General features: G+C 46.9%; 12 protein-coding genes, 1 tRNA gene and 1 riboswitch. Of the genes, 6 read left to right on the forward strand and 7 right to left on the reverse strand.

Annotation, left to right across the window (positions count from 1 at the left end):
• Nucleotides 1–19: 19 nt before the first annotated feature.
• Nucleotides 20–922, reverse strand: a complete 903-nt coding sequence (locus HMPREF0658_RS05125) for a DUF6268 family outer membrane beta-barrel protein (RefSeq protein WP_040557684.1) — start codon at nucleotides 920–922, stop codon at nucleotides 20–22.
• 136 nt (nucleotides 923–1,058) lie between these two features.
• On the opposite strand from HMPREF0658_RS05125, the gene HMPREF0658_RS05130 reads away from it, so the two are divergent.
• Nucleotides 1,059–2,084 carry a sensor histidine kinase gene (locus tag HMPREF0658_RS05130; protein ID WP_006949120.1) on the forward strand — a complete coding sequence of 342 codons (1,026 nt, stop codon included), beginning with the start codon at nucleotides 1,059–1,061 and terminating at the stop codon, nucleotides 2,082–2,084.
• Between the two features lie 4 nt (nucleotides 2,085–2,088).
• Complete coding sequence (locus HMPREF0658_RS05135) at nucleotides 2,089–2,829, forward strand: LytR/AlgR family response regulator transcription factor (protein ID WP_006949121.1); 741 nt, start codon at nucleotides 2,089–2,091, stop codon at nucleotides 2,827–2,829.
• Between the two features lie 567 nt (nucleotides 2,830–3,396).
• Here HMPREF0658_RS05135 and HMPREF0658_RS05145 read toward each other — a convergent pair.
• A tRNA-Leu gene (locus HMPREF0658_RS05145) sits at nucleotides 3,397–3,481 on the reverse strand.
• A 143-nt stretch (nucleotides 3,482–3,624) separates the two neighbouring features.
• Nucleotides 3,625–4,095, reverse strand: coding sequence for a hypothetical protein (locus tag HMPREF0658_RS05150; protein WP_006949125.1), 471 nt, complete (start codon nucleotides 4,093–4,095; stop codon nucleotides 3,625–3,627).
• A 324-nt stretch (nucleotides 4,096–4,419) separates the two neighbouring features.
• Here HMPREF0658_RS05150 and HMPREF0658_RS05155 point away from each other — a divergent pair, with 324 nt between their 5' ends.
• The 4 genes from HMPREF0658_RS05155 to HMPREF0658_RS05170 all read left to right on the forward strand — a co-directional run bounded on the left by HMPREF0658_RS05155 (nucleotide 4,420) and on the right by HMPREF0658_RS05170 (nucleotide 8,136).
• Complete coding sequence (locus HMPREF0658_RS05155) at nucleotides 4,420–5,256, forward strand: OmpA/MotB family protein (protein WP_006949127.1); 837 nt, start codon at nucleotides 4,420–4,422, stop codon at nucleotides 5,254–5,256.
• Nucleotides 5,257–5,504: 248 nt separating this feature from the next.
• Nucleotides 5,505–6,245, forward strand: a complete 741-nt coding sequence (locus HMPREF0658_RS05160; protein ID WP_040557846.1) for a NigD1/NigD2 family lipoprotein — start codon at nucleotides 5,505–5,507, stop codon at nucleotides 6,243–6,245.
• A 12-nt stretch (nucleotides 6,246–6,257) separates the two neighbouring features.
• Nucleotides 6,258–6,887, forward strand: coding sequence for an RNA polymerase sigma factor (locus tag HMPREF0658_RS05165; protein ID WP_006949129.1), 630 nt, complete (start codon nucleotides 6,258–6,260; stop codon nucleotides 6,885–6,887).
• 4 nt (nucleotides 6,888–6,891) lie between these two features.
• Nucleotides 6,892–8,136: a porin family protein gene (locus HMPREF0658_RS05170; protein WP_006949130.1), complete on the forward strand. Its 1,245-nt coding sequence runs from the start codon at nucleotides 6,892–6,894 to the stop codon at nucleotides 8,134–8,136.
• 261 nt (nucleotides 8,137–8,397) lie between these two features.
• Nucleotides 8,398–8,585, forward strand: a riboswitch (cobalamin riboswitch).
• Between the two features lie 265 nt (nucleotides 8,586–8,850).
• Here HMPREF0658_RS05170 and HMPREF0658_RS05175 read toward each other — a convergent pair.
• The 4 genes from HMPREF0658_RS05175 to lysS all read right to left on the reverse strand — a co-directional run bounded on the left by HMPREF0658_RS05175 (nucleotide 8,851) and on the right by lysS (nucleotide 14,080).
• Nucleotides 8,851–9,603 carry an inorganic diphosphatase gene (locus HMPREF0658_RS05175; RefSeq protein WP_006949133.1) on the reverse strand — a complete coding sequence of 251 codons (753 nt, stop codon included), beginning with the start codon at nucleotides 9,601–9,603 and terminating at the stop codon, nucleotides 8,851–8,853.
• A gap of 248 nt (nucleotides 9,604–9,851) precedes the next feature.
• Complete coding sequence (locus tag HMPREF0658_RS05180; RefSeq protein WP_006949134.1) at nucleotides 9,852–11,210, reverse strand: glucose-6-phosphate isomerase; 1,359 nt, start codon at nucleotides 11,208–11,210, stop codon at nucleotides 9,852–9,854.
• Nucleotides 11,211–11,264: 54 nt separating this feature from the next.
• Complete coding sequence (locus HMPREF0658_RS05185; RefSeq protein ID WP_006949135.1) at nucleotides 11,265–12,260, reverse strand: NAD(P)H-dependent glycerol-3-phosphate dehydrogenase; 996 nt, start codon at nucleotides 12,258–12,260, stop codon at nucleotides 11,265–11,267.
• An 89-nt stretch (nucleotides 12,261–12,349) separates the two neighbouring features.
• On the reverse strand, nucleotides 12,350–14,080 hold the full coding sequence (lysS, locus tag HMPREF0658_RS05190; RefSeq protein WP_006949136.1) for a lysine--tRNA ligase: 1,731 nt from the start codon (nucleotides 14,078–14,080) through the stop codon (nucleotides 12,350–12,352).
• Nucleotides 14,081–14,434 lie beyond the last annotated feature (354 nt).

Below are 14,434 nucleotides of genomic sequence, written 5' to 3' on the forward strand. Positions count from 1 at the left end.
GGCAACTTCTTATCATCGGCTAAAATTCGATATTCAAACCGGCAGAAGCATAAGGAGATACTTGGAAATAGCATGACCTGTCCCGAAACATACTCTTTAAGCTCCTGTCAGTGATTTCCGCAGGGCGTATAACATGAATGCCGGCCGTGAGGGGAATAGAGATGCGTTTGCCGAGTTTTATTTCGGGGCGGAAGCCAGCGATAATGTATTGGTGGGAGAAGATTTTGTCTTTTCCGTCCTGCACCATCAGCGCCATTTGTCCCTTCATTTCCGCCACGATGTTCAGACTTAAATGCCTGTTCGCATTATATCCCGCCGACATTTCCACACCGTCCATCATCGAGATTTTTACGGTATATTTTCCAGCCGTCGCCCAGTTTAGGTAAAAGGCGGGGAACAGCATCGGATAGCCGAAGGAGTTATTCAGAACAATCCCCCCGCCCAATTCAAGATTCGGTTTCAGATGATAGATGAAAACCACTCCCACACTGCCCAAAACGTTCTTGAACCTGATTTTGGAAAGCTTAGTGCTCGGCATATAAATGCCGCCTCCGACGGTGGCGAGCATCGACCATCTGTCATTCAAAGGCCTTAAATGATTCAGGCTCAGGCCGAGGTTCATTATCTCGTCGATGACCAAAGGCTCCGTGAAACCTTTGTTATCGAGCCTTACATATGCTCCTCCCACACTGAGTGCCCACATGGTAGGGCGTTTGTTTTCATCGAGTTTCATCGACAGCGGAATATTGACACCGCCCTGATAAACAACCGCCGAACCTTTGCTGTTTCCCACTTTCCTGTCCGTATCGCCTTCTGTCATTCGATAATCCGATTCTCCGAAATATTCGGTTTTGAACATGATTTGAGCATTTAAGCTCGTGCAGGCAGCCATCATTAATTCTAAAAGCAATATTTTTTTCATCTTGGTATTTATGAATGAATAATAATCTGCCACAAAGTTATATATCCGACCGTCATTTGCCAAAATCTCTTTGACGAATCACAGCTTTACCTTTGACGAATAATAATATTTTCATTTAATCCGTTAACTTTGCAGTATGAATATCGACTTGATAAAAAAAGACCGATACATTATTATCCCATTTTGGATATTGATGTTTTTTATTTTCTGGCTTCAGGTGATGCCGCAAACGGCGTCGGCACTCGAATCGGTGCTGTTTGCTGCACTTCTGATCATTACGATATGCCCTGTTGCCAACTACCTGAGCGGACCTTTGCTGCTGCGAGCCATGAAACAGAAAGAAGCAGGGCGGTTTGCCGGGCAGTTTGCCGCGTTATCGCTGGTTGTGGGACTTGTTTTCGTGAGCTGCATCGAACTGTTTTCCGGTTTGGAAAAGGCGGGGGTGTTTCTCGTGTCAGGCTGTTTCAACTTGTCAGCAACGCAACCTTACGCCTTTTTCGTACCTGTTTCGGCGGGTGTTATCATCAATATCGCCATTTGTGGACTGCGTTTCTTTTTGGAATATGTCAGGTCGCAGCAGCGGCTTGCCGAATATCGGTTGTGCACGCTCAGGCATCAAATGACGCCTCACTTCATGTTCAACGTGCTGAACGACATACACGTGCTGATGCAGACCGATGTGGAACTGGCGTCGGAACTGCTGATAAGGTATTCCGAGATATTGCGTTATCAGCTGTATAGCGGGGACAGGCAAAGCGTAACGCTCGGCGAGGACGTGCAATTCCTGAAAGATTTCATTGCCGTGGAGCAGTTGCGCCGGGACGACAGGCTCACGGTGTCGTGTTCGTGGGAGATTGAAAACGCACAGGTGAAAATCCCGGCATTGCTCTTCATTGCGTTTGTGGAAAATGCGTTCAAGCATGTTGCCGGTGCTGATATGGAAAAAGGAGATATCGATATTTGTCTGCGGCAGGCGGGCAGTACCATCTTTCTTGAAGTAAAAAACTCTAAACCGGCATTGCCTGCAAGAAGAACAGATACGGGAGGGAGGGGACTTAAAAACATAAAAGAGCGGTTGGATATACTCTGTTTCGGAAAATATGACTTGACAATCGATGAAACGGAAAACTGCTATCATACAAAACTCGTAATTGATTTCTAAACCGATGGTGGAAATGATATTGAAAACGAACCCGTACAGGATGAAATGTTTGGTGGTGGACGACGAGTCAATTGCCGTAAAAGGAATTGCGAACTATATCGGAAAGTTGGATTTTCTGGAAGTTGCCGCTTCCTGTTCGTCGGCGTCGGAGGCTGCCGAAATCCTCCGAAACAAAGAGATTGATCTGATGTTTCTGGATATTAACATGCCCTGTCTTTCCGGATTGGACTTTTTGGAGTCGTTGGATAAACCGCCATTGACCATCATCACCACGGCATATTCGGAATATGCGCTCGATGGTTTCCGATTGCACGTTACAGATTATCTGATGAAACCCATTGCCTTTCAGCGCTTCTTTCAGGCGGTATCGAAAGCACGGGAGATGTTTCTCCTGCAAAGCGGACGCGAAGAAACAACGGCTCCGGGCATGTATATCAGGCAGGGAGATTCCTTCAAGCGGATTGCATGGGAAGACATTCTCTACGCGGAGGGTATGCAGAACTACGTAAGACTGCATTTCGAGGACAGGGTTTTGACCATTCACCAAACCATGACGTCTTTAGAAGAAATGTTGCCCCGAGAAGCCTTTTTCAGAATACACCGATCCTTTCTTGTCAACATATCCCATATAGATACCATTTCGGGAGGGCGGATTTTCATGGGCGGGAAAGAACTTCCCGTCTCAAAGCAGCGAAAAGACGAGCTGTTGCGGTCTGTTGTGTATAAGAATCTGATAAGTAAATAGCAATGACAGTACGAGAAACTCATTGAGAGTTCTTTTGTATGTGTACCAAAGGCAGTCGATATGGGAGCAGAATCCTTTGCAGAGTATGAATAATAAAGAAATTCAAGTATGTATGGCAAACTTCCGAATAAAATGGGATCACTCAATAAGAACGAGAGTGTGTCCAAATGGTCATATTCTCTTTTTCTGCACAAAGCCCCGACTTTCTCAAGCCAGGGCTTTACTATTTCCTAAAGTTTTTATACCTTTAGGCATTCAAAATTACAATGCCAAAGATACACTTTCGTTCTTACATATACAACCAAATGCAAAGAATCGACAAAGATATTGTGAAGTGCCCCCAAATCGTATCGGCGGATAACTTAAGCAATACAAAAAAGGAGGAGCGCATCACTTTGCACTTGCTTATGGAATTCGCCAGGGAAGAGTTGTCGTTAATTAAATATAAAACTAAGAGACGAAAAATCATAAAAGTACACCTTTCTCTTTGTTTTGTCATAAAGTACACTTTTAGTACGCCTTGAAAAAGAAAAATCCCTTGTAAATCAGCTATTTACGAGGGATTTGTGGTACCCAGACCCGGGCTCGAACCGGGATGGATTGCTCCACTGGTGTTTGAGACCAGCGCGTCTACCTATTCCGCCATCTGGGCATAGCGTGTGCAAAGGTACGCATTAATTTCAAACGACCAAAATTTTTTGAAGAAAAGTGGCTATCAGTCTTGCTAAAATACGTTTCATTTGCTATATCTTAGGCTCTGTTTCATCACATTCGTTACAATCCTTTTGTCTGCTTTCAATAGGTTTCAATGGCTTTTCTTCGTCGTGCCCGCTCCTTTCGTGACACTTTATTTCGCTTGAAAAGGGCGAAGAAATCGAAGCCGACTCCTGCACTCGTAGGTGCAAATTGCTTGGCATAGGTGGCGATTTCTTTGGGCGTAACGGTGGGTTTCAGTTGGTTACCATAAACAATCACCTCGTCCATTCTCACCTGCTTGGGCAACATATACACCGTGTCTTTTAGTTCCAAAAGAGACAGGGTGCGTCGTAAGTAATTGCCATGTGTCAGTGTGATGCTTGTGACGGATGTCGGTAAAAAGTATCGACCGAAAGCGTCTGTATCGAGTCGTCTATTCGTATTTGTATAAATTTGCGCATAACGAATGGGCAGATGCGTATCAATGTCTAATACCACACCCTGCCGTTGCCCCTTGCAACCGATACTTACAAGGAAAGAAAGAAACAATATATACGACATTCTCTGCATGTCTCATCGGTTTTCCCTTGTACAAATATAGTCAATTTTCATAAGTCCTTTTTATATAAGCGATTACTTTTAGGTATTGTTGTCTTCCCTTTACATACGGAAACATCCGCTTTTCAATCCCGTTAATGTAAGATAATCACCGCCTTTTCGGGTTAAATTATGCTAAACCACCTTGGCTCTCTGATTTTTTATGACATCTTATCCATATATTTGCAATTTGCGATTGTAGCACTTCTGCCGAGGAAATGTCCTTTAAAAAGGCGTTTTGAGGCACGGGTATGTTCCATTCGCACACTACAAAACAACAATTATAGACTTATATCAATGAAGAAGAACGTATTATTTTTAGCCGTTATGGCCGGTGCAATGCTCATCAGCAGTTGTGCCAGTAAAAAGGATTTAGAAAATTGTCAGGCAGAGAATAAGAAACTGACCTCCGAGTATCAGAGCACGAAAGAGCAGCTGGCAGCCAGTCAGGCGCGTGTTACCAGCCTCGAAGACCGTCTTGCTCAGCAGAAGAGAGATTATGCTGCTTTGCAGAATTCACTTGATAAGAGCCTCAACAATGCGAATTCCAACAACATCAACATCTCTAAGTTGGTAGACCAAATCAATGAGTCCAACCAATATATACGCCATTTGGTAGAGGTGAAGAGTAAGAGTGACTCGCTGAACATGGTGCTGACCAACAACCTTACCCGCTCTTTGAGCAAGGAAGAAATGAAAGAGGTTGATGTGCAAGTGTTGAAAGGAGTAGTTTATATCTCGTTGGCCGACAATATGTTGTACAAGAGTGGCAGTTACGAGATTAACGATCGTGCAGCCGAGACCTTGTCGAAGATTGCAAAAATCATCACCGACTACAAAGACTACGACGTACTGATAGAAGGTAATACTGATAATGTGCCCATTTCAAGAGAGAATATTCGCAACAACTGGGACCTCTCTTGTCTGCGTGCTTCCAGTGTTGTTCAGTATTTGCAGACACGCTATGGCGTAGACCCCAAACGCATGACAGCCGGTGGTCGCGGAGAGTATAACCCCCTGTCTGACAACAGCACCGCACTCGGTAAGCAGCGCAACCGCCGTACCCAGATTATCATTACACCTAAACTCGACCAATTCATGGACCTCATCGATAAGGCTCCTGAAGAAAAATAACGGAGAATCAAGTGTCGGCAGTACATCCTTTACAAGTCAGACCACAGGTCGTTGACACCTGCAGACACACGATTCTCGCACAAGCAAGATAGCTTTCACACAGTCCGAGAAAAGGACTTTCGTCGTGAAAGCTATCCTTTTTTGTGTATATGCCTCGGTTTTAATATGATTTAACCCTTTTCTACGTTCTCTGCATGCAAGGTTCTCATCTTATCGCGTTTAAAGAGTAGAACCTAAACAGAATGAATATGAAGAAGAAACACCTATGGGCAACGACACTCGCCTTGCTATCAGCCACGTTCCTTTGGCAGTCTTGTCTCGACAACGGCGAAGACAACACCCGAATCCTCTTTCCCAATGCGCTCGTCACAGTAAAGCCCAACATCGACAACAGCGCTTTTTACATGCAACTCAACGATGAGGAAACCCTCTTGGCCACTAACATAAAGACCTCTCCCTTTGGAAAGAAAGAGGTGCGCGCATTGGTCAATTACACCCTCGAACGCCGCAAAGACCCACATTACAGCCATCTCGTGTGGGTGAATTGGATAGACAGCATACGAACGAAAGACATGGCACCATTTCTCGGAACACAAAATGCAGCACGCTATGGAAACACCCCCGTAGAGATTGTAAAAGACTGGGTAAGTCTTGCAGAAGATGGTTATCTCACGTTAAGGTTCCGCACCCGATGGGGCAACACAGCCCGTCATTCCGTCAATCTCGTGCATACGGAAGATGTCAATACTCCCTATTGCGTGACGTTCTACCACAATGATAATGGCGATGCAAAAGAAACTGTGGGCGACGGTCTGGTGGCTTTCCGGCTCCAAAACCTGCCCGACACAAAAGGGAAGACCGTACTTCTTACATTAAGATGGCTTTCTTACAGTGGCGAAAAGAGCACCGTATTTAAATATTGCTCACGCAAGACCGTCGCATCTTTCCCCGCTGCACCCACGCGAGCCATGCTCAAACCTCTCGACTAAACGGATTGGCACGTGCGTTTCACTATCGGCGACAGAGAGAAACAACTCATCAAGCACCTTCATAGCGGTGAGAGAACCGCTATGAAGGAGTTTTATTCTCTCTACGCCGGCTATCTTTCAGCCGTGGGAAGCCGCTATATCAGCGACGATAACGACCTGAAAGACGTGCTTCAGGATAGCTTTCTCAAGATATTCACCCACATCGGCGACTTCCATTATCAAGGGCAAGGCTCGCTCAAGGCGTGGGCTGCGCGCATCGTAGTGAATGTCGCCATTACGTTCTTACGGCAGCGACGACACGATGACTTGCTCCCAGCCGAGAATATGGCAGTCGGTGAAATGGAAACCGACGACCCGCCGATAGACGATATACCGCCCGAGGTCATCCACCAACTCGTGCGCGAATTGCCCGAAGGCTACCGAGCCGTGTTCAACCTCTATGTTTTCGAGCAAAAAAGCCACCGAGAGATTGCCCAAATATTAGGCATCAAGCAAGACAGTTCAGCCTCTCAACTCCATCGGGCGAAGAACTTGCTCGCACGAAAAATCGAACAATACAGAGCAGAACATGCAGACCCGTTAAGCCCGAGTGAGTATACTTTACATACGATAACCCAACCATCAACCCTCTCAAAACAATAGTTACATGAAAGAACAATGGCGAAAAGCAATGCAAAAGAAGCTGGAGGACTACCGGCTATCTGAACTTCCGCTGTCGTGGGAGGAAATGGAAAAAGGTTTGGAGCAAGTCGGTCGACCTGCTGCAGGCATCGTCTCGTGGCGACGGAGCATTGCGGCTGCAGTATTGGTGTTACTCGTTGGCGGGACGACCTTTCTGCTTCTGCGCCATCACCCAGCATCTTCCACTCTGCAACAGGTAACGCAAAAGACTTCGCAACCGGCACCCCCTGTCTGCGAAAAGCGCCCCCATCATTCGTCCGTATTCATCTCTCATCCCTCTCCGAAGCTGCTTGCTATGGATAACGCGCCAGCAACCGCCACGCACTTACCAAGCCGGCAACTTGCGATCAGTGAAGAAAAAAACTGCGATGAGCCTTCTTCCGTGCAGCCCGAGGAAAGCCCCACGCCGGACGAAAATAGGCAACTGCCGGACGAAAGCCCTGTCATTCAACCGTCAGCACCGTCTGTTTTCACCCATCATACCCCTGCTTCTTCTCCTACAAAACCCGTCTCCCGTTCTTCGCATGGCATGTTGGCAAAGGCTTATGTGACAGGGAGCATGACACAGGAACGCTCCTCCAGCGACATTGCCCCCATGCTTGCCGCAGCACAACCCTATGGTCCTTATCCGTCAGACATGAAAAGCAACGGCATCGCTCCCACGGGCGAGCTTGTGCCCGGCATGGAAACGCGCGTACACCACAAGACTCCCGTGCATTTCGGGCTGTCGCTGCACTACGATTTTTCTGAACGGTGGAGCATCGAAAGCGGTCTTTCCTATACGCAACTTACATCCGACCTCACGGCTCATACTGAGACCTACGCCCGCCACACGCGACAAACACTCTCGTATGTGGGCATTCCCGTCAGTCTGAACTATCGTCTTTGGCAGCATCGCCGCTTCTCTCTCTACGCCTCGGGAGGTGTGCTGGCAGAGAAAATGGTGAGAGGTCGCGCACGAGTGAAGACGATGATACACAACAAGACAGAAGACGTACGCACAGAAAAAGTGAACCTTCGGCGTTTGCAATGGTCGGTCAACGGAGCCATCGGTGCAGAGTATCGTCCCATCAAAAACATGGGCATCTATGCCGAACCGACCGTGGGTTACTATTTCAGCAACGGCACTTCTGTGCCCACAGTCTATCAGGAAAATCCGTTACACCTTACCCTCAATATTGGCTTACGTTTCCACCTCTCAACAAAATAGCAAGCACTTTGTTTCCCATTTTTCATTTCTATTGAGAGGATGGGACATTTCCTATCTTTCAATACATGAAAAGATAGATAAGCCGCCTCATGACCCATTTGGGATGAAGCATATATCGGTAATGGCAAAGCGTCAGTTATTATCCGAAGTCCTTTTCCTCGCTACCTTTTCAAAGGCATTCTGCATTTCGTTTCTGATTCCTTTTCAAAAATGCAGAATACAAAAAAATCACTTTTTGTTTGTTTGTTTCATGTAAAAGATATATCTTTGCAGCACAAAGGTTCGCTTAAACGCGATTAAAAAGGGAATGAGGGTGTAAATCCCCAACTGTCTCGCAGCTGTGAGTTCCTTTATAGCCTACGAACATTAAATCCACTGTTCGGAAACGAATGGGAAGGAGTTTGAAGGAGGAACAAAGTCAGAAGACCTGCCTTGATAAGAAAGAACGGACACTTCTCGATGTAAGGAGTGAAAGTAAAACGGAAAAAATCAGACGAATAAAAGGTGATGTTGCGCCATGTTGTGGCGTGCAATGAAACCATTGTATCACTACAGAAAACTAAACCGTACGTGTATTATTATATAAGTTTTTGAGAGAGATAGCGCAATCGTGAGATTGTGCTATTTTGTTTTTCTGCAAGTGATGTCGTTTTGTTCCATCCTTCTTCAGCTGCTTATCACCTTGATTCAAACAGAGATTCACAATGATTTCTCTCAATAACTATTGCTGTTGTGATTTTCAAAAAAGGAGTGGAGAGTTGTCCATGCATTGCATAATGCAGGCATGTCTGCAAACACCCATTGGGCACCTTGCGAGCGAAGTGCCTCATCGGGCAAAGGACCGCTGTTGACGGCAATGGTGAAGATGCCGGCAGCAACACCGGCTTTCACGCCCAAGGGAGCGTTTTCTACCACGATGGCCTCGAAAGGCTGCAGGCCGCCGGCTTTGCTTAGTCCCATTAAATACGGGTCGGGAGCCGGTTTGCCCCGCTGCACATCATAGGCTGTTACTATCTTGTTGCGGTTTACAAATTCGGGGAAATCGCTGTGAAGTCTTTCTATCAGCGGTTTCTGTGCACTGCCTGTAACGACAACAATCTGCATGCCGGCACGTTGAATCTTATCCATCAACTCTCTTACGCCCGGCATGATGGGGGCAACAGGCATCAGTCCGAAGAGACGGGCTTTCTCGTCGTACATCGTCTGGGCTTCGCTTTCGCTAATTGTCCGCCCTTGTTGCTCGTGCACAAGAAGCTGTATGGTCTCTACTCCCCGCATGCCTTCGTAGCGATAAGCATCGTCGGCTGTCATGCGGATGCCGAATTTTTTCATTGCCTGTTGCCAGCAAACGGCATGGTTGGGCATAGAATCGTAGAGCACGCCATCCATGTCGAAGAGTACAGCTTTGGGTGAAAAGACAGGGAATCGATGTTGTTTCTTATAGTCGTTGATGGTGGTTTGAAACATAAGTAGAGAGTTTTGAAGGGGCGTTTTTTAGCGTGTAAAAAGCGATATCCTCCATAGAAAAGGATAGAGGAACGGTCTCATGACCAATTGGGGGGCAAGGACGAAAATGTAATCGCTAAGGTTTTATGCCGAGAAAGCTATGCTTTCAGCGTGTAAAAGCTATCCTTTCACACGCCGATAGCTTAGCTTTTACGAATCAGGCGCCAATCGTTTTTGTTTTTATTCGTAAACGATTGACAATAAAAGACTTATTGCTCGCTCTGCAACCGCTCTTTAATGGCCTTGCTGTCGGCCTCATACCCGGGTTTGTTAAGCAAGGCAAACATGTTTTTCTTATAGGCTTCTACCCCGGGCTGGTTGAAGGGATTCACCCCTAAGACATTGCCGCTGATGCCGCAAGCGATTTCAAAGAAGTAGATAAGTCTGCCTATATAGTATTCGTTGAGCGTGGGTATGGAGATGCGTATGTTGGGAACTCCGCCGTCTACATGTGCCAAGCGTGTGCCGAGTTCTGCCATTTTGTTCACCTCGTCCACACGTTTGCCGGCAAGGAAGTTCAACCCGTCGAGGTTTTCTTCATCGTGGGGGAAGAGGAGTTGACGATTGGGCGTCTCAACACTGATAACCGTTTCAAAGATAGAGCGTTCGCCTTCTTGTATCCATTGCCCCATGGAATGCAGGTCGGTGGTGAAATCGCAGGATGCGGGGAAGATGCCTTTGCCCTCTTTCCCTTCGCTTTCGCCGAAGAGTTGCTTCCACCATTCGCTGATGAAATGGAGCTTTGGCTGGTAGTTCACCATGATTTCAATCTTCTTTCCGGCTTCTTTGTACAGCGCATTGCGTACAGCTGCATAGATGGCTGCAGGGTTTTCAGAGAACGGAATGTTGAGGGCTGTGTCTCGTTCCATGTCTTGTGCTCCGGCGATGAGGCGGCGAATATCGAAGCCGGCAATAGCGATGGGCAGCAAGCCAACGGGGGTGAGAACGGAGAAACGTCCGCCCACATTGTCGGGAATGACAAAAGTCTTGTATCCCTCTTTATTGGCGGCAGCCCGAGCAGCTCCTTTATGAGCATCGGTAATGGCCACGATTACATTGCGAGCCTCGTCTTTTCCGCGTTGTTCTTCACATTGCTTCTTCAACAAACGGAAAGTGAGGGCGGTCTCGGTGGTTGTTCCCGACTTGGAGATATTGATGATACCGAACCGTTTCCCTTTGAGATAGTCGGTTAATTCGGAAAGGTAGTCCTCGCCGATGTTATTGCCGGCAAACACGATAGTCGGGTTTTTGTCGTCGCGTTGCAACCATGCGAACGAGTTGCCCAATGCCTCTATCACTGCGCGTGCTCCGAGATAACTGCCTCCTATACCGGCTACGACCACTACTTCGCATTGCTTGCGCAGTGTATCGGCTACGTTTTGCACTTCGGCAAGGAACGTTTCGGTGGTTTGGGTGGGCAGATGCAGCCATCCTAAATAGTCGTTACCTTTGCATGTTCCCTGTTCCAATGCCTCGTGGGCGGCCTTTACCTGTGGTTGAAGTGCCGTGATGGCACCGGCCGGTAGGAACTGTTCGGCCTTACGGATGTCTAATTTCATGTTATCCATTTGTTGTCTGTTTATTGATTGAATGCGCACTGTTGCGCTTGATTTGCTATGGTTTTATCGGAAAGAGTCTGTGAGGAGCTTGATTTCTATCTGCGGATTGATGCGTTCGTATAATATATTGTAGACCGCATCTAATATGGGCATATTGACATGCAGGTGGCGATTGATTTCTTTCATGCACTTTGTTCCGAAGTAGCCCTCTGCTATCATCTCCATTTCTATCTGTGCACTCTTCACGCTGTATCCCTTTCCTATCATTGTACCAAACGTCCGGTTGCGGGAGAAATTGGAATATCCCGTTACGAGAAGGTCGCCTAAATATACCGAATCCTCAATGCTGCGCTCTATCGGATTGACAGACTTCAACAGTCGGGACATCTCTTGCACGGCATTAGACATCAGCACCGATTGGAAATTATCGCCGTATTTCAGTCCGCTACAGATACCTGCGGCAATGGAATATACGTTTTTTAAAACCGACGAATACTCTATACCGAGGACATCGGTACTTGTTTTCGTCTTGACGAAGTTGCCCGAAAGAATGTCGGCAAAGGCTTTCGCTTTGTCTTGGTCGGTACAACCGATGGTAAGATAGGACAGCCGGTCGAGTGCTACTTCTTCGGCATGGGAGGGTCCTCCTATGCAAGCGAGGTTTTCGTGGGGCACATCGTACACCTGATGGAAGTATTCGGAACACACTAAATTCTCGTCGGGCACAATGCCTTTAATGGCTGTTATGATGAACTTATCCCGTATGCGAGTCTTCAACTTCTTAAGGTGATTCTTCAGATAGGGCGACGGCGTAACGAAAATCAGCGTATCGTAGGCCTGCACAATCTTATTGATGTCGCTCGAAAACTCTATCTCATTGATGTCGAAACGCACGCTGGCGAGATAGGCGGGGTTATGTCCGAGACGTTTGAAATCCTCTATCCGGTCGTCACGACGCATGTACCATCCTATCCGGTGGGTCTTTCCCACAACTATTTTGGCAATGGCTGTAGCCCAGCTACCACCTCCTATAATCGCAATATTACCGCAATCGAACATTCTTCTGACTATCGTTAAGTTGAAAAAATAAGAGCGGGGGAGGCACACACCCTTATGGGATATGCCTTCTCCGCTATTCTCTTGCGCCCTTATTCCTTAGCGGCATTCGCTATCCACAGGGCAAAATCGTCTACGCTCGGCTGGGTGTAGCCTAATTTATACTTCTTGTTGATGCCGCAGACATCCATCTGCAACTTCTGCGGGTTGAGCTCTTTGATGTCTGAAACGAGGTTATAGCCCGCCTTGTTGAACACCGGCACCCATTCTTCTGCTACGCCGATAGCCGCCCATTCGGCAGCTGTGCTCTTGGGAATCTTCTTTTCCGGTCGCATTTGAGGGAAGAAGAGCACTTCTTGTATGGCTGTTTGGCCTGTCATGAGCATGACTAATCGGTCGATACCAATGCCTATTCCCGATGTAGGAGGCATGCCGTATTGCAGTGCACGGAGGAAGTCTCGGTCGATAACCATGGCCTCATCATCGCCTTTATCGGCAAGTTTCATTTGCTCAATGAAGCGTTGTTCTTGGTCGATAGGGTCGTTCAGTTCTGAATAAGCGTTAGTCAACTCCTTGCCGTTTACCATCAGTTCGAAGCGTTCTGTTAGTCCGGGTTTCGAGCGGTGCATCTTTGTGAGCGGCGACATCTCTACCGGATAGTCTATAATAAAGGTGGGTTGGATGAATGTTCCCTCGCAGAACTCGCCGAAAATCTCGTCTATCAGCTTGCCTTTACCCATGGTTTCGTCTGTTTCCATGCCTAATTTGCGGCATACGTCGCGTATCTCCGTTTCGCTCATCCCGTTGAGGTCGAAGCCTGTCTTCTCTTTGATGGCATCGAGAATGGGCAGCCGTCTGTAGGGTGCTTTGAAGCTGATGGTCTTTCCGTCTACAACGGTCTCTGTACAGCCGTTCACCTCCATACATATTTTCTCTAAGAGTTGCTCGGTAAAAGCCATCATCCAATTGTAGTCTTTGTACTGCACGTAGAGTTCCATACACGTGAACTCGGGGTTATGGGTGCGGTCCATGCCCTCGTTGCGGAAGTTCTTTCCTATCTCGTACACTCCTTCAAAGCCACCTACTATCAGGCGTTTCAGGTACAGCTCCGTGGCGATGCGCATATACATCTCTGTGTTGAGAGCGTTGAAATGGGTGATAAACGGCCTTGCCGAGGCGCCTCCTGCGATGCTTTGCAGTATGGGTGTTTCCACTTCGGTGTAACCTGCGCTGTCGAGCACGCTACGCATGGTGCGCAACACGGCAGCCCGTTTGAGGAACGTTTCCTTTACTCCTTCGTTTACTACGAGGTCTACATAGCGTTGCCGATAGCGCAACTCTGGGTCGTCGAACTTATCGTAGGCCACACCGTCTTTGTATTTTACCACCGGCAACGGCTTGATACTCTTGGCCAAAACGGTGAGTTCACGTGCATGAACAGAGATTTCTCCCGTCTGTGTTTTGAAGACGAAGCCTTTTATTCCTATGAAATCGCCGATGTCCAACAGTCGTTTGAATACCGTGTTGTAAAGCTCTTTATTGTCGTCGGGGCAGATGTCGTCGCGTGTAATATATACTTGTATGCGTCCTTTGGAGTCTTGCAACTCTACGAAAGATGCCTTTCCCATCACTCGGCGGGTCATCATACGTCCGGCAATGCACACTTCTCGCTGCTCGTCGGTGCTGAAATGTTCTTTTATCTCTGTAGAGAAAGCGTTGGTGGGATATTCGTTTGCCGGATAGGGGTTGATACCCATATTGCGTAACTCTTGCAAACTTTGCCTGCGAACAATCTCTTGTTCACTTAATTCTAATACGTTCATACTTATTGAAAATAGTCACTTGATGGATGCAAATTTACGAAATAAATCCGAATAAGCAGTACTTTTCACGTTTATATCTGCCTTTGCATCGCAATTTCATGGGCATCTGTCCGTGTAGGAAGGTTGAGATGGGATTACATCTTATATTGCCCCTGTTTTTCATGTATCATCCTATAGATATAAGGAATCCTTTTGTATTGATATAATGAATCCTGTTGTATTGATATAATGAATCCTTTTGTATTGATATAATGAATCCTTTTGTGTTGATATAAGGAACCCTGTTGTGTTGATATAAGGAACCTTCTTGTATTGATATAATGAATCCAATTGGATGTATATAAGGAGTCCAAT

Origin of the sequence: Hoylesella marshii DSM 16973 = JCM 13450, assembly GCF_000146675.1 — a bacterium.
Lineage (GTDB): Bacteria > Bacteroidota > Bacteroidia > Bacteroidales > Bacteroidaceae > Prevotella > Prevotella marshii.